15 protein-coding genes and 3 rRNA genes are annotated in these 24,948 nt (G+C 66.8%); 6 read left to right on the top strand and 12 right to left on the bottom strand.

Going from position 1 to position 24,948, the window contains the following annotated elements:
• Positions 1-58: 58 nt before the first annotated feature.
• The 8 genes from OHA11_RS40140 to OHA11_RS40105 form a co-directional block, all read right to left on the bottom strand.
• On the bottom strand, positions 59-988 hold the full coding sequence (locus OHA11_RS40140) for a DUF881 domain-containing protein (protein WP_266505013.1): 930 nt from the start codon (positions 986-988) through the stop codon (positions 59-61).
• A 5-nt stretch (positions 989-993) separates the two neighbouring features.
• Positions 994-1,326, bottom strand: a complete 333-nt coding sequence (locus OHA11_RS40135) for a small basic family protein (RefSeq protein ID WP_046587749.1) — start codon at positions 1,324-1,326, stop codon at positions 994-996.
• The gene (locus OHA11_RS40130; RefSeq protein ID WP_266505005.1) at positions 1,323-2,225 is read right to left on the bottom strand and encodes a DUF881 domain-containing protein; all 903 of its coding nucleotides are present in this window, start codon (positions 2,223-2,225) and stop codon (positions 1,323-1,325) included. Before OHA11_RS40130 ends, OHA11_RS40135 begins: the two co-directional genes overlap by 4 nt.
• Before the next feature lie 92 nt (positions 2,226-2,317).
• Positions 2,318-4,813, bottom strand: coding sequence for a mannose-1-phosphate guanyltransferase (locus OHA11_RS40125; protein ID WP_266505004.1), 2,496 nt, complete (start codon positions 4,811-4,813; stop codon positions 2,318-2,320).
• A gap of 116 nt (positions 4,814-4,929) precedes the next feature.
• Positions 4,930-5,538, bottom strand: coding sequence for a CDP-alcohol phosphatidyltransferase family protein (locus tag OHA11_RS40120; protein WP_266505003.1), 609 nt, complete (start codon positions 5,536-5,538; stop codon positions 4,930-4,932).
• A 144-nt stretch (positions 5,539-5,682) separates the two neighbouring features.
• Positions 5,683-5,799 (bottom strand): 5S ribosomal RNA (gene rrf / locus OHA11_RS40115).
• Positions 5,800-5,887: 88 nt separating this feature from the next.
• Positions 5,888-9,010: ribosomal RNA gene (locus OHA11_RS40110) — 23S ribosomal RNA — on the bottom strand.
• Between the two features lie 322 nt (positions 9,011-9,332).
• A 16S ribosomal RNA gene (locus tag OHA11_RS40105) occupies positions 9,333-10,860 on the bottom strand.
• The 16S, 23S and 5S rRNA genes sit together here, the layout of an rRNA operon.
• Positions 10,861-11,453: 593 nt before the next feature.
• Here OHA11_RS40105 and OHA11_RS40100 point away from each other — a divergent pair.
• Complete coding sequence (locus OHA11_RS40100; RefSeq protein ID WP_266505001.1) at positions 11,454-11,903, top strand: PTS glucose transporter subunit IIA; 450 nt, start codon at positions 11,454-11,456, stop codon at positions 11,901-11,903.
• Between the two features lie 77 nt (positions 11,904-11,980).
• On the top strand, positions 11,981-13,651 hold the full coding sequence (gene ptsP, locus OHA11_RS40095) for a phosphoenolpyruvate--protein phosphotransferase (RefSeq protein ID WP_266504999.1): 1,671 nt from the start codon (positions 11,981-11,983) through the stop codon (positions 13,649-13,651).
• An 81-nt stretch (positions 13,652-13,732) separates the two neighbouring features.
• Here ptsP and OHA11_RS40090 read toward each other — a convergent pair whose 3' ends face one another.
• Both OHA11_RS40090 and OHA11_RS40085 read right to left on the bottom strand, forming a co-directional pair.
• Positions 13,733-14,629, bottom strand: coding sequence for a hypothetical protein (locus OHA11_RS40090; RefSeq protein ID WP_266504997.1), 897 nt, complete (start codon positions 14,627-14,629; stop codon positions 13,733-13,735).
• A gap of 208 nt (positions 14,630-14,837) precedes the next feature.
• Positions 14,838-16,805 (bottom strand): acetoacetate--CoA ligase, encoded by a 1,968-nt coding sequence (locus OHA11_RS40085; protein WP_266504995.1) that lies wholly within the window; start codon positions 16,803-16,805, stop codon positions 14,838-14,840.
• Positions 16,806-17,018: 213 nt separating this feature from the next.
• Between OHA11_RS40085 and OHA11_RS40080 the strand changes: the two genes are divergently transcribed.
• Positions 17,019-19,385, top strand: a complete 2,367-nt coding sequence (locus OHA11_RS40080) for a TIM-barrel domain-containing protein (RefSeq protein ID WP_266504992.1) — start codon at positions 17,019-17,021, stop codon at positions 19,383-19,385.
• A gap of 85 nt (positions 19,386-19,470) precedes the next feature.
• Here OHA11_RS40080 and OHA11_RS40075 read toward each other — a convergent pair whose 3' ends face one another.
• Both OHA11_RS40075 and OHA11_RS40070 read right to left on the bottom strand, forming a co-directional pair.
• Complete coding sequence (locus OHA11_RS40075) at positions 19,471-20,007, bottom strand: NUDIX domain-containing protein (protein ID WP_266504989.1); 537 nt, start codon at positions 20,005-20,007, stop codon at positions 19,471-19,473.
• Positions 20,008-20,054: 47 nt separating this feature from the next.
• On the bottom strand, positions 20,055-20,864 hold the full coding sequence (locus OHA11_RS40070; protein WP_266504988.1) for a M15 family metallopeptidase: 810 nt from the start codon (positions 20,862-20,864) through the stop codon (positions 20,055-20,057).
• Between the two features lie 324 nt (positions 20,865-21,188).
• Between OHA11_RS40070 and OHA11_RS40065 the strand changes: the two genes are divergently transcribed.
• The 3 genes from OHA11_RS40065 to OHA11_RS40055 all read left to right on the top strand — a co-directional run bounded on the left by OHA11_RS40065 (position 21,189) and on the right by OHA11_RS40055 (position 24,569).
• Positions 21,189-21,614 carry a Zn-ribbon domain-containing OB-fold protein gene (locus tag OHA11_RS40065; RefSeq protein ID WP_266507785.1) on the top strand — a complete coding sequence of 142 codons (426 nt, stop codon included), beginning with the start codon at positions 21,189-21,191 and terminating at the stop codon, positions 21,612-21,614.
• The gene (locus OHA11_RS40060; protein WP_266504985.1) at positions 21,611-22,801 is read left to right on the top strand and encodes a lipid-transfer protein; all 1,191 of its coding nucleotides are present in this window, start codon (positions 21,611-21,613) and stop codon (positions 22,799-22,801) included. Before OHA11_RS40065 ends, OHA11_RS40060 begins: the two co-directional genes overlap by 4 nt.
• Before the next feature lie 115 nt (positions 22,802-22,916).
• Positions 22,917-24,569 carry an EAL domain-containing protein gene (locus OHA11_RS40055; protein ID WP_266504982.1) on the top strand — a complete coding sequence of 551 codons (1,653 nt, stop codon included), beginning with the start codon at positions 22,917-22,919 and terminating at the stop codon, positions 24,567-24,569.
• Positions 24,570-24,948 lie beyond the last annotated feature (379 nt).

Genomic DNA, 24,948 nt, shown 5'->3' with positions numbered 1-24,948 from the left:
GTGCGTCGACCCCCCGCAACCTCATGCCCTCGCGGAGCGGCCCCCAAGCGCCCCCCGTTCACCGGGAGGACGACCGAGCGTAGTCAGGCCGCTTCGCCGGTCGCAAGGCGTCCACCACGATCTTGTCCGAGCGTTCCACCGTGACAGTGGCCTGCTCCTTCTCCAAAGTCTGCACCACTCCGCCAGGGATGTTCAGCGCCGGTTCAAGATCCTGAGGCTTGCCGATGACCTTGAAACGATAGGGGGCGCTGATCTTGTTCCCGTCAACGGCGACTCCACCGCTCACGTCCGTCAGATAACTGCCGGCGACGATCCGTACACCGTTGACCTGGATCGCCTCCGCTCCGGCAGCCCGCAGCTCCTGGATCGCGTCAAGCAGCATGTCGGCCTCGACCGTCCCCTTCTCGTCCTCGATGGTCAACGTGATGCCGGGGCCCTGCGCCGCCACGGTGCCCGCAAGGATGCCGAGTTGTTTCTCCTTCTCGACCGTCTGCTTGCGGGCCTCCTCGGCCTGGTCCGAACTGTTCTCCAATTCGGTGCGCTGATCCTCGAGCCCCTGCTTCTCCTCCTCCAGACGCTGGGTACGGTCATCCAGTTCATCGAGGATGCGTACAAGATCTTCCTGACGCGCGCCGCGGAGAGCGCCGTCGCTGTCGCTGTTGGACGCCACCTGGACGGCGAGACCGAATCCGAGGCCGAACAGCAGGAGGGCGACAATGGACTGCGCCCGCGACACGCGAGGCGGCCACAGGCCCTTCACCAACCGCTGGCGGCCGGTCAAGGCCGGCTTTCCCCGCTCCGGCACGGCCTCGGGCGCCTCCTGAGCGTCCTCCGCCCGCGCCTCTTCGGGAAGCGCCTTACGCAGTGGGTTCTCAGGGACCTCTGGGGACGCTGGAGTCTTCGGGGACACTTGAGTCTCAGCGGCTTCAGGGGACTCAGCGGTTTCGGATGTCTCTGGGGTCTCTGGGTTCTCGTCCTGGTTGCTCATCCGCCTCACGCCCGGAAGACGTGACGGCGGATCGCCGCGGCGTTGGAGAAGATCCGGATACCGAGGACGACCACGACACCCGTGGACAGCTGGGCGCCCACACCCAACTTGTCGCCGAGGAAGACGATCAGCGCGGCCACGACGACATTGGACAGGAACGACACCACGAAGACCTTGTCGTCGAAGATGCCGTCGAGCATCGCCCGCAGACCTCCGAACACGGCGTCCAGTGCCGCGACGACGGCGATCGGAAGATAGGGCTCGACCATCGCCGGAACCTCGGGCCGGACCAACAATCCAGCCACGACTCCCACGACGAGGCCCAGTACGGCGATCACGATGTGCCTTTCTCTGTGCTCGGTTGTGCTGTTCGTACGATCACACTCGGTGCGGCGGACAACCGGACCTCGTCCTCGACGGAAATGCTGGTCCGGATGCCGAAGTTCTTCTGCAGCGCGTTCAGATACAGCCCGTCACCGCTGTTCTGGAAGTCGGTGCTCAGCCGCTTGCCATCCCCCACCGCCAGCACCGTGTAGGGCGGCACCAGGGGCTTGTTGTCGACCAGTATCGCGTCGCCCGCGGCCCTGATCGCGGAAAGGGCCGTCAGGCGCTGCCCGTTGATCGAGATGGCCTCGGCGCCCGACTCCCACAGGCCGTTGACCACGCGCTGCATGTCGCGGTCACGCACACGTCCGGTGTCGGAGAAGCCCGACGTCTCGCGTGCGTCTCCGTCGCCGCCCTGGTCGGCTTCCTTGGCGTCGTTCACGACGAGCTTCACGCCGGGACCATGCACTTCGACCGCCCCGGCCAGGATGGCCACCAGCTCGCCCTGGTCGCCGCCGTGCTTCTTCAGCGCCTCGCGCTGCCGTGCGCTCACGTCGTCACGGAGTCTGTCGATATTGCCCTCGAGCTTGTCGGCCGCCGACGTCTCGCGGTCGATGCGGTCGATGAGTTCCTCGCGCTCCTTGGCGACGGCCGGGGCCGCGATCCGCGCCTCCGCGGCCCCTACGGTCACGACGAGGGCCGCGAGCACCAGACCTGCCGCGAGTCCGAGCTTCGCCCGCAGCGTCTTGGGCATGGCGCCGGTCCCGTCGGCCTCCTTGCGGGCAGCGGCTTCCGCGTACCCCTCGTCGAGGCTGTGGTCCATGACGTTGGTGAGCAGCGACATGGACGCGTCCGGGCGCGGGGGGCGCGTAGGAGTGCTCCGAACGGGGGGCTGCTGCGGCATGCCGCACATCGTCCCACGTCGCGACCAGTGCCTCCGAACGGCCCCACCGTCGTGCCGGACGGGCCCCTTTGAGGGCGCCGTCCGGCACGCGCGCGTGCCCCTCAGCGACCGGCGCTGTCCACCACCGACGACCACTCGTCGAGCAGCGCCTGCGCGGACGCGTCATCGGGCCCTTCGGCCCACAGATGCGTGACCGCCTCTGCCCGGTCCGGAAGAACCATCACCCAGCGGCCGTCGGTCTCCACCACCCGTACGCCGTCGGTCGTGTCCACGAACCGGTCACCCGCCGCTTCGACGACGCGCCGCATCACAAGTCCCTTGACCGCCCAGGGAGTAGCGAGGTCACGCTTGAGGACGTGCGCCCGCGGAATCCGCGCGTCGATCTGGCTGAGCGTCAGCTGGGTCCGCGCCACCAGACCGATGAGCCGTACGAAGGCGGCGGTACCGTCGAAGACGCTGCTGAACTCGGGCACGATGAAGCCACCGCGCCCGTCGCCTCCGAAGATCGTCGACTCCTCGCGCCCGACGCGCGTCAGGTCGTCCGGTGACGTCGTGGTCCAGTCGACCTGGGTCCCGTGGTACGCCGCCACCTGCTCGGCGATCCTCGTGGTGGTTACCGGCAACGCCACCCGCCCGCTCCGCCGCTCGGCGGCCACGAGGTCGAGCATCACGAGCAGCGCCCGGTCGTCCTCGATGATCCGCCCCTTCTCGTCGACGAGCGACAACCGCTCGCCGACGGGGTCGAATCGCACCCCGAACGCGGCCCGCGCGGACGCCACGATCTCCCCGAGCCGCACCATCCCCGACCTGCGGGCATCTGCGGTCTCCGTGGGCCGAGACTCGTCAAGACCGGGATTGATGGTCAACGAGTCGACCCCGAGCTTGCCCAGGAGGCTGGGCAGCACCAGTCCGGCACTGCCGTTCGACGCGTCCACGACCACCTTGAGCCCGGACTCGGCGACCCCGGTGTTGTCCACATTCCGCAGCAGGGTACCGGTGTACGAGTCGAAGACACTGGCCGGGAAGTGCAGGTCCCCGATCTCGCCGGGGAACGCGCGTCGGTACTCCTGCCGCGCGAACACCCGGTCCAGCTTCCGCTGGCTCCCCTGCGACAGATCCGCCCCACGCCCGTCGAAGAACATGATGTCGACGGAGTCGGGAACCCCGGGCGTCGTCCGGATCATGATCCCGCCGGCACTGCCCCGCGCGGTCTGCTGCCGCGCGACCGGCAGCGGTACGTTCTCCAGATCCCGTACGTCGATGGCGCTGGTCTGCAGCGCCGAGATGACCGCCCGCTTGAGCGCACGGGCACCACGGGAGTGGTCACGGGCGGTCGTGACGGTCGAGCCCTTCTTGAGTGTCGTCGCATACGCGCCCGCGAGGCGTACCACGAGCTCGGGCGTGATCTCCACGTTCAGGATCCCGGAGACCCCACGGGCTCCGAAGAGATGAGCCTGGCCTCGGGACTCCCAGATGACCGACGTATTGACGAAGGCGCCGGCTTCGATGGTTTTGAACGGATAGACCCGTACATTGCCCTGAACAATCGATTCTTCACCGACCAGGCATTCGTCCCCGATGACGGCGCCGTCCTCGATGCGCGCGGCCCGCATGATGTCGGTGTTCTTTCCGATGACACAGCCGCGCAGATTGCTGTGCTGGCCGATGTACACGTTGTCGTGCAGCACTGCCTTGTGCAGGAAAGCCCCGGTTTTCACGACGACATTGGAGCCCACCACGGTGTGCTCGCGGATTTCGACGTCGGCCTCGACCTTGGCGTAGTCGCCGATGTAGAGCGGCCCGCGAAGCACCGCGTCCGGATGCACTTCGGCGCCCTCGGCGACCCACACACCCGGCGAGATCTCGAAGCCGTCTAGCTCGACGTCGACCTTGCCGTCCAGGACATCGGCCTGCGCCTTCACATAGCTCTCATGGGTGCCTACGTCCTCCCAGTACCCCTCGGCGACATAGCCGTAGATCGGCTTGCCCTCCTTCATCAGCTGGGGGAAGACATCGCCGGACCAGTCGACGGAGACATCGGCCTCGACATAGTCGAATACCTCTGGCTCCATGACGTAGATACCCGTGTTCACCGTGTCCGAGAAAACCTGGCCCCAGGTCGGCTTCTCGAGGAAACGCTCGACCTTGCCTTCCTCGTCCACAATGGTGATACCGAATTCCAGCGGATTCGGGACACGGGTCAGGCAAACAGTGACCAGCGCGCCCTTTTCCTTGTGGAAATTGATCAGATCTGTGAGATCAAAGTCGGTCAGAGCGTCACCGGAGATCACGAGGAAGGTGTCGTCCTTCAGCGCTTCCTCGGCGTTCTTGACACTGCCGGCAGTACCGAGTGGCTTCTCCTCATTGGCATAGGTGAGCTCCATACCGAGCTCTTCACCGTCACCGAAATAGTTCTTGACGAGAGAGGCCAGGAACTGGACAGTAACGACGGTCTCATTGAGCCCATGCCGCTTGAGCAGCCGTAGCACGTGCTCCATGATCGGGCGATTGGCCACGGGCAGGAGCGGCTTGGGCATGCTTGAGGTCATGGGGCGCAGGCGTGTGCCTTCGCCTCCGGCCATCACGACGGCCTTCATGTCGGAAGCGTCCTCCTTGAAGAGACGACGGTCTAGCCGACTTCACCCGTCAGATTGTCCCGCACATTCTGCTTGCGGGCCATCAGAGGCCACTAACGGCCGCCCATTCGGCGAGCTCAATCGGCCATGGTGTCCGCGCGGACAAGGCGGCGGACCTGAACCACGTAGAGGATCCCTGCCCACCAGTAGAGCGTTGTACCCCATCCCGCGAACGCCCATCCGAAAATAGCAGCGAGTGATGCAAGCCAACCACTTCCGTCACTGAGAAGCAGCAACGGGAAGGCGTACATCAGGTTGAACGTAGCAGCCTTCCCAAGGAAGTTCACCTGCGGAGGCGGATAGCCGTGCCGCCTGAGGACGCCCACCATGACCAGCAGAACCAGCTCACGGGCCAGCAGGACACTCGTCAGCCACAGCGGCAGAATCTCGCGCCAGGTGAGCCCAAGCAAAGTAGACAGAATGTAGAGCCGGTCAGCCGCGGGGTCCAGCAGCCGGCCGAGGCTGCTGATCTGGTTCCAGCGACGTGCGAGCTTGCCGTCCAAATAGTCGCTGATGCCGCTCAGCATGAGCACCAGGAGTGCCCAACCGTCACTGTGGGGACCGCCGAACTCCGGCCTGAGAATCAGCCACAGGAAGAGGGGCACGCCTGCGAGACGCGCCATGCTGAGGATGTTCGGGATGGTGAGGACCCGGTCTGTCTGGACGCGGGTCTCCTGGACCTCCACCCGGGGGCCTCCTGTGGGAACGTGCCAACGATGCCCCCTGACCTTACCCTCCGGCATCTGCCCGCAGTGCGGAGGGGGTTCGGTCGGCGTCCGTAAACGCAAGAAAGCCCCCGCACCGAAGTGCGGGGGCTTTCTGCAATATTCGTTCGGCGGCGTCCTACTCTCCCACAGGGTCCCCCCTGCAGTACCATCGGCGCTGTAAGGCTTAGCTTCCGGGTTCGGAATGTAACCGGGCGTTTCCCTCACGCTATGACCACCGAAACACTATGAAACTGACAAACCGGAGCCGTGACCATGGCTACAACGGTTGTTCGTGGTTTCAGAACCAACACAGTGGACGCGAGCAACTGAGGACAAGCCCTCGGCCTATTAGTACCGGTCAGCTTCACCCCTTACGAGGCTTCCACATCCGGCCTATCAACCCAGTCGTCTACTGGGAGCCTTAACCCATCAAGTGGGTGGGAGCCCTCATCTCGAAGCAGGCTTCCCGCTTAGATGCTTTCAGCGGTTATCCCTCCCGAACGTAGCCAACCAGCCATGCCCTTGGCAGGACAACTGGCACACCAGAGGTTCGTCCGTCCCGGTCCTCTCGTACTAGGGACAGCCCTTCTCAAGACTCCTACGCGCACAGCGGATAGGGACCGAACTGTCTCACGACGTTCTAAACCCAGCTCGCGTACCGCTTTAATGGGCGAACAGCCCAACCCTTGGGACCGACTCCAGCCCCAGGATGCGACGAGCCGACATCGAGGTGCCAAACCATCCCGTCGATATGGACTCTTGGGGAAGATCAGCCTGTTATCCCCGGGGTACCTTTTATCCGTTGAGCGACGGCGCTTCCACAAGCCACCGCCGGATCACTAGTCCCGACTTTCGTCCCTGCTCGACCCGTCGGTCTCACAGTCAAGCTCCCTTGTGCACTTACACTCAACACCTGATTACCAACCAGGCTGAGGGAACCTTTGGGCGCCTCCGTTACCCTTTGGGAGGCAACCGCCCCAGTTAAACTACCCATCAGACACTGTCCCTGATCCGGATCACGGACCCAGGTTAGACATCCAGCACGACCAGACTGGTATTTCAACGACGACTCCACAGACACTGGCGTGCCCGCTTCACAGTCTCCCAGCTATCCTACACAAGCCGAACCGAACACCAATATCAAACTGTAGTAAAGGTCCCGGGGTCTTTCCGTCCTGCTGCGCGAAACGAGCATCTTTACTCGTAGTGCAATTTCACCGGGCCTATGGTTGAGACAGTCGAGAAGTCGTTACGCCATTCGTGCAGGTCGGAACTTACCCGACAAGGAATTTCGCTACCTTAGGATGGTTATAGTTACCACCGCCGTTTACTGGCGCTTAAGTTCTCAGCTTCGCCACACCGAAATGTGACTAACCGGTCCCCTTAACGTTCCAGCACCGGGCAGGCGTCAGTCCGTATACATCGCCTTACGGCTTCGCACGGACCTGTGTTTTTAGTAAACAGTCGCTTCTCGCTGGTCTCTGCGGCCACCCCCAGCTCAAGCAGCAAGTGCTATCACCAGTGATGGCCCCCCTTCTCCCGAAGTTACGGGGGCATTTTGCCGAGTTCCTTAACCATAGTTCACCCGAACGCCTCGGTATTCTCTACCTGACCACCTGAGTCGGTTTAGGGTACGGGCCGCCATGAAACTCGCTAGAGGCTTTTCTCGACAGCATAGGATCATCCACTTCACCACAATCGGCTCGGCATCAGGTCTCAGCCTCAATGTGTGACGGATTTACCTGCCACACGGCCTACACCCTTACCCCGGGACAACCACCGCCCGGGCTGGACTACCTTCCTGCGTCACCCCATCACTCACCTACTACCACCTTGGGCCGACGGCTCCACCACTTTCCTTTCCCCGAAGGGTCCGGAACGGCTTCACGGTCTTAGCATCAGAAGGTTCGATGTTTGACGCTTCACAGCGGGTACCGGAATATCAACCGGTTATCCATCGACTACGCCTGTCGGCCTCGCCTTAGGTCCCGACTTACCCTGGGCAGATCAGCTTGACCCAGGAACCCTTAGTCAATCGGCGCACACGTTTCTCACGTGTGTATCGCTACTCATGCCTGCATTCTCACTCGTGAACCGTCCACCACTAGCTTCCGCTGCGGCTTCACCCGGCACACGACGCTCCCCTACCCAACCCAGCGGGCGTTGGCCCTCATGCTGGATTGACACGACTTCGGCGGTACGCTTGAGCCCCGCTACATTGTCGGCGCGGAATCACTAGACCAGTGAGCTATTACGCACTCTTTCAAGGGTGGCTGCTTCTAAGCCAACCTCCTGGTTGTCTCTGCGACTCCACATCCTTTCCCACTTAGCGTACGCTTAGGGGCCTTAGTCGATGCTCTGGGCTGTTTCCCTCTCGACCATGGAGCTTATCCCCCACAGTCTCACTGCCGCGCTCTCACTTACCGGCATTCGGAGTTTGGCTAAGGTCAGTAACCCGGTAGGGCCCATCGCCTATCCAGTGCTCTACCTCCGGCAAGAAACACACGACGCTGCACCTAAATGCATTTCGGGGAGAACCAGCTATCACGGAGTTTGATTGGCCTTTCACCCCTAACCACAGGTCATCCCCCAGGTTTTCAACCCTGGTGGGTTCGGTCCTCCACGACCTCTTACAGCCGCTTCAACCTGCCCATGGCTAGATCACTCCGCTTCGGGTCTTGAGCGCGCTACTAAACCGCCCTGTTCGGACTCGCTTTCGCTACGGCTTCCCCACACGGGTTAACCTCGCAACACACCGCAAACTCGCAGGCTCATTCTTCAAAAGGCACGCAGTCACGACGCAAGGAACAAGTTCCTTGCGCGACGCTCCCACGGCTTGTAGGCACACGGTTTCAGGTACTATTTCACTCCGCTCCCGCGGTACTTTTCACCATTCCCTCACGGTACTATCCGCTATCGGTCACCAGGGAATATTTAGGCTTAGCGGGTGGTCCCGCCAGATTCACACGGGATTTCTCGGGCCCCGTGCTACTTGGGTGTCTCTCAAACGAGCCGTTGATGTTTCGACTACGGGGGTCTTACCCTCTACGCCGGACCTTTCGCATGTCCTTCGCCTACATCAACGGTTTCTGACTCGTCCTGTCGCCGGCAGACGACAGAAGAGAGATCCCACAACCCCGCATACGCAACCCCTGCCGGGTCTCACACGTATACGGTTTGGCCTCATCCGGTTTCGCTCGCCACTACTCCCGGAATCACGGTTGTTTTCTCTTCCTGCGGGTACTGAGATGTTTCACTTCCCCGCGTTCCCTCCACACACCCTATGTGTTCAGATGTGGGTGACAGCCCATGACGACTGCCGGGTTTCCCCATTCGGAAACCCCCGGATCAAAGCCTGGTTGACGACTCCCCGGGGACTATCGTGGCCTCCCACGTCCTTCATCGGTTCCTGGTACCAAGGCATCCACCGTGCGCCCTTAAAAACTTGGCCACAGATGCTCGCGTCCACTGTGCAGTTCTCAAACAACGACCAACCACCCACCACCCCACCCTCACGGGCGAGTTCACTGGGGCCGGCACTGAAGGCAGCCGATCAACCGGCCGTACCCTCAGACACCCAACAGCGTGCCCGGCCCGGTCCCGTCCGGAGATCATGCGTTCCACACTCTCTTGCGAGAGCAGTACTTGCAGCCTCCGACCCGTGAACCCGGCCGAATAATCAACGTTCCACCCATGAGCAACCACCGTCGGACGTGTGCCGACGTAATGGCCCTGGACCACCAAGTGAACCCGGCGGCCTAGACGCTCCTTAGAAAGGAGGTGATCCAGCCGCACCTTCCGGTACGGCTACCTTGTTACGACTTCGTCCCAATCGCCAGTCCCACCTTCGACAGCTCCCTCCCCACAAGGGGGTTGGGCCACCGGCTTCGGGTGTTACCGACTTTCGTGACGTGACGGGCGGTGTGTACAAGGCCCGGGAACGTATTCACCGCAGCAATGCTGATCTGCGATTACTAGCAACTCCGACTTCATGGGGTCGAGTTGCAGACCCCAATCCGAACTGAGACAGGCTTTTTGAGATTCGCTCCGCCTTGCGACATCGCAGCTCATTGTACCTGCCATTGTAGCACGTGTGCAGCCCAAGACATAAGGGGCATGATGACTTGACGTCGTCCCCACCTTCCTCCGAGTTGACCCCGGCAGTCTCCTGTGAGTCCCCAACCTCCCGAAGGAGTTGCTGGCAACACAGAACAAGGGTTGCGCTCGTTGCGGGACTTAACCCAACATCTCACGACACGAGCTGACGACAGCCATGCACCACCTGTCACCCGACCACAAGGGGGGCACCATCTCTGATGCTTTCCGGGCGATGTCAAGCCTTGGTAAGGTTCTTCGCGTTGCGTCGAATTAAGCCACATGCTCCGCTGCTTGTGCGGGCCCCCGTCAATTCCTTTGAGTTTTAGCCTTGCGGCCGTACTCCCCAGGCGGGGAACTTAATGCGTTAGCTGCGGCACCGACGACGTGGAATGTCGCCAACACCTAGTTCCCACCGTTTACGGCGTGGACTACCAGGGTATCTAATCCTGTTCGCTCCCCACGCTTTCGCTCCTCAGCGTCAGTAATGGCCCAGAGATCCGCCTTCGCCACCGGTGTTCCTCCTGATATCTGCGCATTTCACCGCTACACCAGGAATTCCGATCTCCCCTACCACACTCTAGTCTGCCCGTATCGAATGCAGACCCGGGGTTAAGCCCCGGGCTTTCACATCCGACGCGACAGACCGCCTACGAGCTCTTTACGCCCAATAATTCCGGACAACGCTTGCGCCCTACGTATTACCGCGGCTGCTGGCACGTAGTTAGCCGGCGCTTCTTCTGCAGGTACCGTCACTTGCGCTTCTTCCCTGCTGAAAGAGGTTTACAACCCGAAGGCCGTCATCCCTCACGCGGCGTCGCTGCATCAGGCTTCCGCCCATTGTGCAATATTCCCCACTGCTGCCTCCCGTAGGAGTCTGGGCCGTGTCTCAGTCCCAGTGTGGCCGGTCGCCCTCTCAGGCCGGCTACCCGTCGTCGCCTTGGTGAGCTTCTACCTCACCAACAAGCTGATAGGCCGCGGGCTCATCCCTCACCGCCGGAGCTTTCAACCCCCACCCATGCGGGCAGGAGTGTTATCCGGTATTAGACCCCGTTTCCAGGGCTTGTCCCAGAGTGAAGGGCAGATTGCCCACGTGTTACTCACCCGTTCGCCACTAATCCACCCCGAAGGGCTTCATCGTTCGACTTGCATGTGTTAAGCACGCCGCCAGCGTTCGTCCTGAGCCAGGATCAAACTCTCCGTGAATGTATTCCCGTAATCGGGACAACACCACGAGAGCGGAACAGTCGGACGGAATAAGCCCGGCTGTTCACAACGTCCTCGCTGTGCGCCTGCCGGGACCATGCCCGGCAGGACTTTTTCAAAGGAACCTCCACCCACCACATAATGCGGTGGACGGGGTATCAACATATCTGGCGTTGATTTTTGGCACGCTGTTGAGTTCTCAAGGAACGGACGCTTCCTTCGTACTCACCCGAGATAATCTCTCGCGGCTTTCCTCCGGGCGCTTCCCTTCGGTGTTTCCAAACTCTATCAGGGATTTTCCGTCTCTCTGACCACGGTTCTGCGGACATGCAGAACCAGACCCCGAGATAGGATCCGACAAGTTGGATGCTGCCAGGCAAGGGCGCTTGGTCGCGCCACTTGGCCTCAAGCAGGGGTACGACCCTACATGCGGCTGCGGAGCGGACGCAAATCGTTTGTGCCGTGCTCTGCGGTCGCCAACCGGGTTCTCTCGTGCGGAACCGCCACTTCTTATGACTTACGCTGCTGGGCAGTGTGCCGTGCAGGACAGGCAGCGACGGCCCATTTGAATCTCCACCCCTGGGAGGCTTCCCATGACCACCGTGACGTCCCCTCTAGCAGGACGCACCATCGGACTCGCAGCCGTACCTGATCCGGTCTTCTCCGGAGCGATGGTTGGCCCCGGCACCGCGATCGACCCCGTCCGGGAGGCCTCGGCTGCCGTCGCGCCCATCGACGGCGTTGTTGTCTCGCTTCACCCGCACGCCTTCGTCGTGGTCGACGATCAGGGTCATGGCGTACTGACGCACCTCGGTATCGACACCGTTCAGCTCAACGGCGAGGGCTTCGAGCTGCTCGTCAACAAGGGCGACACGGTGCAGCGCGGCCAGTCCGTGGTGCGCTGGGACCCGGCTGCCGTCGAGGCCGCCGGCAAGTCTCCCATCTGCCCCATCGTGGCACTCGAAGCCACAGCCGAGTCCCTCTCCGATGTCAGCGTTGACGCAGACGTGAAGGCTGGCGACGCTCTCTTCGGCTGGCACTGACTTCCCTGCCGTCCTGAACAGCAGGCACGACAACCATCGCGGCGGCGGGACCCGCCGCTCTATCGGAGACGGGTGACATGGAGACAACGCTGCGAGGCGTCGGCGTGAGCCACGGTGTGGCGATCGGCGAGGTTCGGCACATGGGAACGGCGGTGCTCGAGCCGCCTGCCAAGCAGATACCGACGGAGGACGCGGAGCGCGAACAGGGCCGCGCCCGCAAGGCCGTGGAAGCCGTCGCGGCCGACCTGATGGCGCGCGGCAATCTGGCGGGCGGCGAAGCACAGGCTGTTCTCGAAGCCCAGGCCATGATGGCCCAGGACCCGGAGCTCATGGCCGATGTCGAGCGGCGTATCGCGGTCGGCAGCACGGCCGAGCGCGGGGTGTACGACGCGTTCGCCTCGTACCGCGCCCTGCTGGCGAATGCGGGGGAGTACCTCGCCGGACGTGTGGCGGACCTCGACGATGTGCGGAACCGTATCGTCGCCCGGCTCCTCGGTGTGCCGATGCCGGGTGTGCCCGACAGCGACGAGCCGTACGTCCTCATCGCTCGTGATCTCGCGCCCGCCGACACCGCTCTGCTGGACCCGACGCTGGTCCTCGGTTTTGTCACCGAGGAGGGTGGGCCGACCAGCCACAGCGCGATCCTGGCTCGGGCGCTCGGTGTTCCCGCCGTGGTGGCGCTGCCGGGGGCGGGTGAGCTTGCCGAGGGCACGCTGATCGCCGTGGACGGCAGTACCGGCGAGATCTTCGTGAATCCGAGTGCGGAGAAGAAGGCCGAGATGGAGGCCGCGGCCGCGGCGCGCAAGGCGGCGCTGGGCGCCTCGACCGGGCCCGGTGCCACGTCGGACGGGCACAAGGTGCCGCTGCTGGCGAATATCGGTGGTCCCGCGGACGTGCCCGCTGCGGTCGCGGCCGGTGCCGAGGGCGTGGGTCTGTTCCGTACCGAGTTCCTCTTCCTCGACGACAGCAAGAACGCGCCGTCGGAGGAGAAGCAGGTCGAGGCATATCGCAAGGTACTTGAGGCCTTCCCTGAGGGGCGGGTCGTGGTGCGGGTGCTCGATGCGGGCGCCGACAAGCCGCTCGACTTCCTGACGCCGGCCGATGAGCCGAACCCGGCGCTGGGCGTGCGCGGGCTGCGCACTCTGCTCGACCACCCGGATGTGCTGCGGACGCAGCTGACGGCGCTCGCGAAGGCTTCCGAGGGGCTGCCGGTCTACCTCGACGTGATGGCGCCGATGGTCGCGGACCGTGCCGACGCCAAGGCGTTCGCCGACGCGTGCCGTGATGCGGGCCTCCAGGCGAAGTTCGGTGCCATGGTCGAGATTCCGTCGGCCGCGCTGCGGGCGCGGTCGGTTCTGCAGGAGGTCGAGTTCCTGTCGCTGGGAACCAATGACCTCGCGCAGTACACCTTCGCCGCCGACCGCCAGGTGGGTGCCGTGTCCCGGCTGCAGGATCCGTGGCAGCCCGCACTGCTGGACCTGGTCGCACTGTCCGCCGACGCGGCCAAGGCCGAGGGCAAGAGCTGTGGCGTCTGTGGCGAGGCAGCTTCGGACCCGCTGCTCGCGTGTGTACTGACCGGTCTGGGTGTCACCTCTCTCTCCATGGGTGCCGCGTCGCTTCCTTATGTGCGCGCGACGCTGGCCAAGTACACGCTGGCGCAGTGCGAGCGCGCCGCTGCGGCCGCGCGTGCCTGCGACAGTGCCGAGGAAGCACGCACGGCGGCTCAGGCGGTGCTGTCCGGCGAGTAGTCGTCCGTGTCGTGTGCCGTCGGCACGGATCGGCCGTGGTCGAGGGGCGCTCCGCCTGAGGGTGGGGCGCCCCTCGTGTGTTCAGTGCGTGTGCTGTGTCGTGGGTCCGTCCTCTCCGAGGTCCGGTGGTGCGCAGTAGTCGACGCCGGACTCCGGCGAGACGAGGTCGCCGGATTCGACGTCGGTGCAGTAGGCGTCGAAGACTTCTCCGGCGGTGAGCGGTTCCAGGCCTTCGCCGCGCAGGCGCCAGCCGTAGACCCGGTCGGTGGTGTCGGAGGTGCTGGTGCGCATGACGAGGCCTCCGGCGCTCTGGGTGGCGATGCCCAGCGCGAGGACCGTGGTGAATTCGAGGGCTTCGGCTTCGTCCAGGCAGGGTTTTCCATGCTGGTCGTCGTCGGCCCGGAGGACCGCGACGAGTGTTTCGGGTTCCGTGGAGACGCTGCACACCAGGTGGCGCTCACCAGGGCCCGAGGCATCGAGGATGCGGACGAGCAGGCCGGAGGCGCGGACGAAGGAGGCTCGGCCGATGTCCTCGCCGCAGGACGCGCAGGTGCCGATGCGGGACAGCAGCGTCGTCGCGTACTCCCAAGTGGCCTGTCGGACGGCTTCGTCGATGAGGTGCGGGACGAGGTGGTCGAGGGGCTGTCCCTCGTACGGGACGGTCGCGCCTGTCGAGGCGAGTTCCGCGGTGAAGCGGGTGCGGCTCGATGGGGTGTCGGGTTCCAGGCCGTGCTCGGCGCAGAACTCCGCGTACTCCTCGGGGTCGAAGAGTGCCACCGTGGTGTGGCCGCCCTGGGACGCGAGGGTCCGGAGCAGGGCTTCCACCTGCTGGAGATAGCTCGTGTGGTCGTCGAAGGCGAAGGTGCGGTAGCGCCGCCGCATGGCGGTGAAGTCCTGCTCGTCGGTCAGCAGGCCGATGGTGCCGGCGATTTCACGACGCAGGACGCGTCGCATGGTCTGGTGCTGGGTGTGCGCCATTGTTTTCCCCCTGTGCGCAGTCGATCAATGCTCACTCACCGTAACCGGCGGCACTGACAATGCCGTGCGAGCGCAGGAACGTGCAGTTCAGGGCAATAACACTGCCGAGTGTCGCTCAGGTCGCATACAGGGGGTCATGGTTGCGCGGGCGGCTCCGGGCTTCGCCGTCGGGCTGGGCGGGTCCGAGGCCGGCTCCCGTCCGGGTTGGTCAGGCGCGCTTGCGGGCCAACTCTTCGTAGAAGTGGAGCAGGTCGAGGTTGTCGATGGAGCCGGGGTTGACCGCCTTTGCCAAGGGGGTGCCCTGGAGGAGGCGTTTGACCGGGACCTCGATGCGCTTGCCGGTGAGGGTGTGCGGGACTCCGGGTACTTCGATGACCTCGTCGGGGACGTGGCGCGGGGAGAGTTGTTCGCGGATGGTCTGTTTGATGCGTCCGAGGAGTGCGTCGTCGAGTACGGCGCCTGGAGCGAGGTGGACGAAAAGCGGCATCCAGTACCCGCCGTCGGGCTGTTCGACACCGATGACGAGGGACTCGCGGATCTCGGGGAGGCGTTCGACGGCTTCGTAGATGTCGGCCGACCCCATGCGTACGCCCTGGCGGTTCAGGGTGGAGTCCGAGCGGCCGTGGATGACGACGGAGCCGCGCGAGGTGACGGTGATCCAGTCGCCGTGTCGCCACACTCCGGGGTACGTGTCGAAGTAGCTGTCGTGGTAGCGGCTGCCGTCGGGGTCGTTCCAGAAGCGGATGGGCATCGACGGCATGGGGTTGGTGACGACGAGTTCGCCGACCTCGTCGGTGACGGGCTTGCCGCTCGGGTCCCAGGCCTGAAGATCGGTGCCGAGGCCCGGTGCCTGGAGTTCGCCGATGTACACGGGAAGGGTGGGTACCGCTCCCGCGAAGCAGGAGCACACATCGGTGCCACCGCTGACGGAGGCGATCCACAGGTCGTCGCGCACCTCGTCGTGCAGCCAGCGGAATCCGTCGGGCGGCAGGGGCGAGCCGGTGGTGGCGACGCAGTGGACGCGGGACAGGTCGAAGTCGCGGGAGGGGTGGACGCCCTCTTTGCGGCAGGCCATGACGTATGCCGCCGAGGTGCCGAAGAGGGTGGCGCCGGTGCGTTCGGCGATGCGCCACTGGGCGGCTGTGTCCGGGTAACCCGGGCTGCCGTCGTACAGGACGATCGTGGTGCCTGTCAGGAGGCCGGAGACGAGGAAGTTCCACATCATCCAGCCGGTGGACGTGTACCAGAAGAAGCGGTCCTCGGGGCCCAGGTCGCAGTGGAGGCCGAGCTGTTTGAGGTGCTCGACGAGGATGCCGCCCTGGGACTGGACGATGGCTTTGGGGAGGCCGGTCGTGCCGGAGGAGTAGAGCACCCACAGGGGGTGGTCGAAAGGGACCTCTTCGTAGACGGGTGTTACGTCCGCCGACGTGAGGGCCGACCATTCCAGAGCGCCCTCGGGAGGCTCGGTGCCGAGCAGTGGGATGTGGACGACGGCGCGCAGAGTGGGCAGTTCGCGGCGCAGTTCGGCAACGGTGTCGCGGCGGTCGTGCTCCTTGCCGCCGTAGCGGTAGCCGTCGACCGTGAAGAGCACGACGGGTTCGACCTGCTGGAAGCGGTCGAGGACGCTGCGGGCGCCGAAGTCGGGGGCGCAGGACGTCCACACGCCGCCGACGGCCGCGGTGGCGAGGAGGGCGACCACAGCCTGGGGCACGTTCGGGAGGTAGCCGCTGACGCGGTCTCCCGGGCGTACGCCGAGGGCGCGGAGTTCGGCGGCCAGGGAGCCGACCTGGCGGCGTAGTTCGGACCAGCTGACCGGGGTCGGTTCGTGGGTCTCGTCGACATGGAGGAGGGCGGGTTCGTCCGCTCGGGTGTCGGCCGCTCGCAGGGCGTGCTCGGCGTAGTTGAGGGTGGCTCCGGGGAACCACTGGGCGCCTGGCATCGATCGGTCGCCCAGCACGCGCGCGTAGGGGGTCGAAAACCGTACGTCGAACCACTCGGTGACGGCTTTCCAGAACGTGTCCAGTTCGTCCACGGACCAGCGGTGCAGAGCGGCGTAGCCGCCTTCGGCGGGGGCTCCGTGGCGCTCGGCCGCCCAGGTCTGGAATCGGGTGATCTGTGCCCGGTCGATGCGGTCCCGGTCGGGCTGCCAGAGCGGCGAGGGGTTCGCTGAGGTCATGGGGCGGCTCCCGGACTGTGCGCGTCGTGTGCGTGTACCGCGCACGGGCTGGGGTGTGCGCGTCACGCGGCTCACACGGACGATGCCATGTGATCGACTGCCGCACCAGGGCGAGCCCCACATAGTCCGGCTCGTGAAGATGTGGTCCCACCACGGGTGAACGGAAGTTGAACGACTCGTTGTTCGGCCGTTTCGAGTGGCAGGCTGAGCAGCATGGACGGTCGTGACCTGGTGCGTTCGGTGAAGGCGATCGGTTCGACGGGGGCGGCCCAGAGGCTGCGTACTGTGCGGGCCGCGTGGCGCAGGAGGCGTACCGACGCCTCGGGGCTGCCGCCGCGGGGTGCCGAGCGGGCGCGGGTTCCCGGCCCCGTACTGAGTGTGGAGCCGGGTCCCGGTGGTGGGGTCGTCCGGTTCACCCGGTCGGACCTGCGGATCACTGTCACGGCTGGCGGAGCCGTCTTCTGGGGCTGGGACGGGGCACGGCCCGAGCCGTCGTACGCGCTCGCGGGTCCCTCTCCCGAACCGGACCCCAGGGCCGTGCTGGAGCCGGACAAGAACGGCGCGTGGCGGGTCGTGGCGGAGCGCATGACGGTCGTCGTCTCGCGGCACGGCGCGGTGGAGGTGCGTACGCCGGGCGGGGTGACCCTGCGCAAGGATCTGCCGCCGCGGTGGTGGGAGCCGGTCGGCGGCGGGGAGGCGCGCTGGATGCAGCGGTCCGAAGTGGCCGCGGACGCGCGGTTCTTCGGTCTGGGCGGACGCGCGTCGGGGCCCCGGCTGCGCGACGGAACGTATCGGCTGTGGAACACCGATCCGGGCCACTCCGTCGGGCCCGGCGACGACCCGCTGTACATCACCATGCCGGTGCAGATGGTGGTGGCCGACGCGGCCACTCACCTCGTGTTCCACGACAGCACGTGGGACGGCCGGGTGACCCTCCGCGAGGGCGAGGAGGGCGCCGGGTCCGGGCACGACCGGGCCGGGACGAGCGACCTCCGGATGGACGGCGGGCCACTGCGCTGCTGGGTGATGGTGGGTGCTCCCGCGCGCGTGCTGCACACCTGGGCGTCCCTGACGGGAGCCGCCGCGCTGCCGCCGGCCTGGGCTCTGGGGCACCATCACGCGCGGTGGGGCTTCGGCAGCGAGGAGGAGGTACGGCGGATCGTCGGCGGCTACCACGAGCGCGGGCTGCCGCTGGAAGCCGTGCACCTCGACATCGACCACTTCGACGCGCATCAGGTGTTCACGGTCGACCGGGACCGCTTCCCGAAGCTGCCGGTGCTCGCCGAGGAACTGCGCCGGGACGGGATCCGGCTGGTGTCGATCGTGGATCCGGCGGTGAAGGCCGAACCGGGAAACGCCGTGTACGACAGCGGGACAGCCGAGGACGCCTTCGTGCGGGACTCCGCCGGGCGGCCGGTGTGTGGAGTCCTCTGGCCGGGTGAGTCGGTCTATCCGGACTTCACGCGCGCGCGTACGCGCCGGTGGTGGGGCGGCCTCTACGAAGAGCGGCTCTCTCAGGGATTCGCGGGTTTCTGGCACGACATGAACGAGCCGGTGTCCTTCACCGCCTTCGGGGAGGCGACGCTGCCCCGTTCGGCGCGGCACGACCTGGAGGGTCGTGGCGGTGACCATCGTGAGGCGCACAACGTGTACGCGCTCTGCATGGCGCGGGCGGGCTACGAAGGTCTGCGTGAACTGACGCCCCAGGAGCGGCCGTTCTTGTTCTCGCGCTCCGGGTGGGCCGGAATGCAGCGCTACGGGGGGACCTGGTCCGGGGACGTGACCACGGGGTGGCCCGGTTTGCGGGCGTCGTTGTCGCTGGTGATGGGCCTCGGGCTGTGCGGGGTGCCGTATTCGGGTCCCGATGTGGGTGGCTTCGACGGGAGCCCCTCCCCCGAGCTGTATCTGCGCTGGTTCCAGCTGGGCGCGTATCTGCCGCTGTTCCGTACGCACGCGAGTCTGCGGGCGGGGCGCAGGGAGCCCTGGGAGTTCGGGGACGACGTCCTCCGGCACGCGCGCGTGGCGCTGGTCGAACGGCGGCGGCTGCTGCCGTACTTCATGACGCTGGCGCATCTGTCACGCCGTACGGGTGCGCCCTACGTGCGACCGGTGTGGTGGGGCGCGCCGGAGGACAGGGCGCTGCGCGACTGCGAGGACGCGTTCCTGCTCGGTGACTGTCTTCTGGTGGCGCCGGTGCTGGACCCGGGCACCGACCGGCGTGCGGTGCAGCTGCCACGGGGGCGCTGGTACGACACGGTGACCGAGGAGGTGTACGAGGGGCCCGCGCGGGTGCTGATCGACGCCCCCTTGTCACGGATTCCGGTCCTGGCGCGTGCGGGAGCCGTCCTGCCGGTGCGCGGCGAGGACGGCGGCCTGGAGCTGGAGGTGTGGGCGCCCGCCCGCGGACGGACCGGGGGCGGGCTGGTGGTGGCTGACTCGGGTGATGGCTGGGAGGAGCCGGAGATCGAGCGCTATATGACGCTTCGGACGGGGAAGCGGGTGGTCGTGCAGCGGGACGGGGAGGAGGGCCCCGAGGAGCCGTCGCGGCCCGTTCGGGTGCGGGGGCTGGGAGCGTTGTGAGCCGCTTCTGAAGAGGCCGGCGGCCCCGGTCGGAGCCCGCGCTGCCGTGGGGCGTGGCCCCCCGCCCGGGGCGCGTGATCGGCCCTCAGACGTACCGGCCCTCGAACCACGCCTTCGCCGCCAGGGTGTGCAGCGGAAAGGCGAGTTCGGTCGCCCTGCGCAGCAGTTGCCAGCCGTCGGTCTCGTCGGTCGCGACGGACGGCGGCAGGTCGGCCACGGGACGCTCCGGGAGGGCTCCGAAGAGGAGCAGGTGGCCGTCGGGGGAGCTCAGCGCGTCGACGAGCCGTACGTCGCGGCCGGCCGCGGCTATGCCCGTCTCCTCCTTGAGTTCACGGACGACGGCCTGCCGCCAGTCCTCCCGGTGGTCGATGAACCCTCCGGGCAGGGCGATGCCCCCGCGCGCGGGAGCGATGGTTCGGGTGATGACGACCAGGGCCGCGCCCTGTGTGTCGTACACGGGCTGCAGGGCCACCGCCACCGGAGTCGGGTTGCGGTAGGCCGTGGTGCCGCAGGAGGAGCAGGTGCGGGGCCAGCCGGAGACGCCCTCTCCGTAGGATGCTCCGCAGCTCGAACAGTGGGAGTCCGGCGCGGAGTTGGCGGACGGGATCTTGGTTGGGGACACGCCCGGGACTGTATCCGATGATCACAAGGTCGTCTCCGCGGGCCACCTCAGGGGGAACGGATGAGGGATTTCGTCGACACCGGGAAGTCGAAAAAGGTGTCGGGGTACCGCTCGGGCTTGTACGTGAAGTGCCACCACTCCTCGGCCAGGTTCACGAAACCGAGACCTTCGAGGGTGTCCTTCAGGAGCAGCCTGTTGGCGCGCTGCTGTCCCTGGATGCGCGGGTCGAGGGTGTGCGACAGGGTGTCGAAGCAGTCGTAACCGGTGCCCATGTCCACGGAGTTGTCCGGGAAACGCTCGCCCTGGGGCGCGAAGCAGGGCATGAGGGGCTCCCCGGGGACGTACGGCCGGGTCGGCTTCGCCGGGAGTTTCACCAGGGTGAGGTCCATGGTCGAGCCGCGGCTGTGGCCGGACTTCTCGGCGATGTACCCGTCCTCGAAGAGGCGCGTCTTGTCGACGTTCGGGTAGAACTCGCCCTTCATGGCCTGGTCTTCGAGGTCCTTGGCCCAGCGGACGAAGTGGTCCACCGCGCGTTGGGGCCGATAGCAGTCGTACACCTTCAGGGAGTAGCCCTGCCGCAGCAGTCGCTGCTGAGCCTTGTGGAGGGCCTCGGCGGTGGGTCTGGTGAGGACGCAGAGCGGCTGCCGGTAGCCGTCGACGGGCTCGCCCATGAAGGTGTGCGGGGTGAAGTAGCGGATCTCCTCGATGATCGTGCGGTCCACGGACCTCAGGGCCACGAAGTCGTCGGGGGCCTTCTGTTCGGGCGTGGCCCGGGCGGTCGCGGGGGCGGCGGTGACGGCCAGCAGGGCGGCGAGCGTGCCGGCGAGGCCGCGTACCACGGTGGGGAGTCGTGTCATGCCACCTGCGTCTACCAGTTGCGGGTTACCCAGGGGAAGCGATCGGATATAGTCCGCGCCCGATCGGGCGGCCGTATACGGCCGGGGCAGAGCGACCCGCGTGACGCAGGGGCGAGGGACGGCCGGAACCACCCCCGTGGGCCCCGGCCGTCCCTACCGATACTCCGACGCTCAGGAGGCCCGGTCGGTTCTCCGTGGAGGACCGGACAAGGTTCTCCGTGAGGCGCTTCGCCGCCCTGCCCAATCGGCTCCGCTCGTGGCACACTTCTGACGTTCCGTCAGATCCAGTGCCGTGGAGGGATCTTGTCGCGCACCCGTACACCCGTGGTCCCCGGCTGGTTCACCGGCGAGGGAGACGCGTTCCGGCTTCTCGGCACACGCTGCTCGGCCTGCGCGTCGGTGTTCTTCCCCAGGGAGGACGCCTTCTGCCGCAATCCGGGTTGCCCCGGCGGTGATCTGGAGGAAATCCCGCTGTCCCGGCGCGGCCGTGTGTGGTCGTACACGGACAGCCGATACCGGCCACCGTCACCGTATGTGTCCGACCGGGAACTCGAATGGCGGCCGTACGCGTTGATCGCTGTGGAACTGAAATCCGAACGACTCGTGGTGCTCGGGCAGACCGTTCCCGGGGTCACCGTCGCCGATCTGACGGTGGGCATGGAGGTGGAGGTCGTCCCGGGCGTGCTCAACGAGGACGCGGAGACGACCTGGACGACCTGGCACTGGCGGCCGACGGGGGTGACGGCATGACGGGTGAGGTGGCGGTGCTCGGCGCGGGCATGCACCCCTGGGGCAAGTGGGGGCGCGGCTTCGTGGAGTACGGGACGGTGGCCGCGCGCGCGGCGCTGTCCGACGCGGACGTCGACTGGCGGGACGTCGGCTCGATCGTCGGAGCGGACACGGTCCGTGGCGGATATCCGGGGTATGTGGCGGGAGCGACGTTCGCCAAGGCGCTGGGCTGGCAGGGCGCCCGGGTCGCGAGTGTGTACGCGGCGTGCGCGTCGGGGGCGCAGGCCGTCAACACCGCGCGGGCGCAGATCCTTTCGGGGCTCGCGGACGTGGTCCTGGTGGTCGGCGCGGACGCGGCGCCGAAGGGGTTCTTCCGGCCTGCGGGCGGGGACCGGCCCGACGATCCGGACTGGCTGCGGTTCCGGGTCCTGGGGGCGACGAATCCGACGTACTTCGGGCTGTACGCGCGACGGCGGATGGCCGTCCACGGGGACACGCTGGAGGACTTCGCGCAGGTCAAGGTGAAGAACGCGGCACTGGGGGCACTGAATCCCCATGCCCGCTACCGCAAGCGGGTCACGGCCGAGGAGGTCGCCGCCTCCGCCGTCGTCGCGGATCCGCTGCGGCTGCTCGACATCTGCGCGACCTCGGACGGGGCGGCGGCGCTCGTGCTGTCCAGCATGGAGTTCGCCCGCCGCCACGGGGCGGCGGACCCGGTGCGGATCCGCGCGGTGTCCACGGTGACGCCGCGCTATCCCAACACCGTGCTCGACCTTCCCGACATCGCGACGGACTCCGCGGTGGCGGCGGAGCCCGCGGCCGACACGTTCCGCGCGTCGATCGCGCGGGCCGCGTACGAAGAGGCCGGCATCGGCCCGGAGGATCTCTCGCTCGCCGAGGTCTACGACCTGTCCACGGCCCTGGAGTTGCAGTGGTACGAAGATCTGGGGCTGTGCGCCGAGGGCGAGGCGGCCAAGCTGCTGTGGGAGGGCGCGACGGCACCGGGAGGGCGAATACCGGTGAACGCCAGCGGCGGACTCGCCTCCTTCGGAGAGGCCGTTCCGGCGCAGGCCATCGCCCAGGTCTGCGAGCTCACCTGGCAGTTGCGAGGTGCGGCGGGTGACCGGCAGGTCGCGGGTGCGCGGGTGGGGATCACCGCGAACCAGGGGCTGTTCGGGCACGGCTCGTCCGTGATAGCCGTCAAGTGAGGCGTCCGGGGTGTCGTGCGCAAGTCGTACGCACGCTGTGTGATCAGCTCGAAATCGTGCGTGAACAGCTCGTGAACTGCGCCTGGGCGTACGCCGGTGGCGTCATTATGCTTTCGTGCCCTCCTGGTCGGATACTCTCCGCTTCGCCTTCCAGCCGGTCGTCAATCTGACGACCGGAGGGGTCACGGCGCTGGAGATCCTCGCCCGGCCGGAGAGCGGTGACGTCATCGCGCAGGCGCGCCGGGATCCCGAACTCGACGGTCGGCTGGCCGCGTTGGCGATCCGCGCGGCGGCCCGTCAGGAGACGCTGCTGCCGCTGCACGTCAACGTGTTCGCCGGGACCCTCGCGGATCTCGGCGGACTCGCTTCGCTGCGGGACGCGGTGCGGGAGGCCGGGCGCATGCCGTGGGAGGTGACGGTCGACGTCTGCCCGCCCTTCACCCACGTTCCGCGTCAGGCGCTGCTCGAAGCGGTGGCGGTGCTGCGGGACGACGGCTTCCGGATCTGCGCGGACGGTATCGGCGACGGTGACGTACCCCTGCGGGTGCTTGCGGATCTCGCGCCCGACCTGGTGAAGCTGGACGCGTCTCTGCTGTCGAGGCCGGCGGCGGTGCGCGCCATGCGGACGCTGTGCGAACAACTCGGCGCGCTGTTGTCCGTCGGGGGCGTGGAGACCGAGTCGCAGTGCGCGGCGGCGCTGGCCGCGGGCGCGCAACTGGCGCAGGGCGAGCTGTTCGCGCCTCCGGCACGGCGGCCCGCGGCGGATGTGTACGTTCCGGCGCTCTCCCCCGCAGCCGCGTCGACGCCGCCGTACGGGCCGCCCGTACGGCAGTTCGTACGGCCTGCCGCGCTGTTGCCCGCCGGGGCGTCCGCGGGGCAGGTGCGGGCGCTGCTGACCGGGTCGCCCGAGGTGTCCGGAGTGGTGCTTGTGGACGCCACCGGGGTTCCGGTGCGGTCGGTGCACCGCTCGCGGTTCCTGCTGTCGCTGTCGGGGCGCTACGGCCATGCGCTGTACGCCGACCGGCCGGCGGCCAGACTGGGTGATCCGCCGCGCACGGTCGGGATCGACGCGACCGCGTGGGAGGTTCTCGACGTGGTGGCGGACGGGGCACGTGACCGTACGTCGGACGATGTCGCGGTCGTCGACCGGCTCGGGCGGTGCGTGGGCGTCGTACGGCTGGCGGATCTCGTACGGGCGCTGGCGGAGAGCCGTGTCGAGGAGGCAGCCGGGCTCAATCCGCTGACCCGGCTGCCCGGTTCGGACGCGATCACCGGTGAGGTGGACCGGCGGATCGCCGCCGGGCGGGTGTTCGCGCTGAGCTGGCTGGACGTCGACGGATTCAAACAGGTCAACGACAGTGCGGGGTTCGCGGCCGGTGACGAGCTGATCCGGGCGGTGGGACAGGCGTTGCAGGCGGCCGCGGCCGGGACCACGCGCGTGGGGCACATCGGCGGGGACGACTTCCTGGTCCTGGCGGATCCGGAGGGGCTCGCTCCGCTGGCCACGTCGGTGCTCGACACGCCCTGGTCGGCTGGTGGGCTCGCCGTCACGCTGTCCCTCGCCACCGTGCTGTGCGCCCCTGGCAGCGTCGTCGACCACCGCGAGGCCGCCGCATGTCTGGCCCCGCTCAAGCAGGCCGCGAAGTCCCTCCGGGGGGCCAGTTGGGTGCTGGGCCGCGCGGGTCTGCCGGGCCACGAGATCCGACGCGGGTCGGGCGCGGCACCGGCGCAGGCCGAGAGCTGGGCGGCGGGTCCCGGGCGGGGGTGAGTGGCTCTCGGCGGCGGTTCGGCCGGCGTCGAGGGCTACCGCGATCCGGCACCGGCCAGGGCTCGTCGAGGACTGCGGCAGTGCGGCAGAGGCCAGGGCTCAGGGCACGGCTACGCCGAGGCGACCGGGCCGCTCCCTGACGCCCGAGGGCTCTCTGGGCACGGCCGCACCGCACGTCGAGGGCTGCCGCGGTACCACGCCGACCAGGCCCCAAATCACGGTCGCACCAAAGCAACCGGGCCGCTCTCCGACCAGCAAGAGCTGCCGGGGCACCAGTCGTACTGCACCACACCGCCCGGCAAGGCCGCTGAAGGCCCCGCCACCGGCCCAGCCGACCCAGGGAGGCCTCCCTGGGTCGCTCGCCGCCTTCTCCGGCGCA

It is taken from the genome of Streptomyces sp. NBC_00878 (genome assembly GCF_026341515.1).
In the GTDB taxonomy this organism is placed as follows: domain Bacteria; phylum Actinomycetota; class Actinomycetes; order Streptomycetales; family Streptomycetaceae; genus Streptomyces.
Note: the sequence above shows the minus strand (reverse complement) of the source record. Positions and strands in the feature narration are given on the sequence as shown.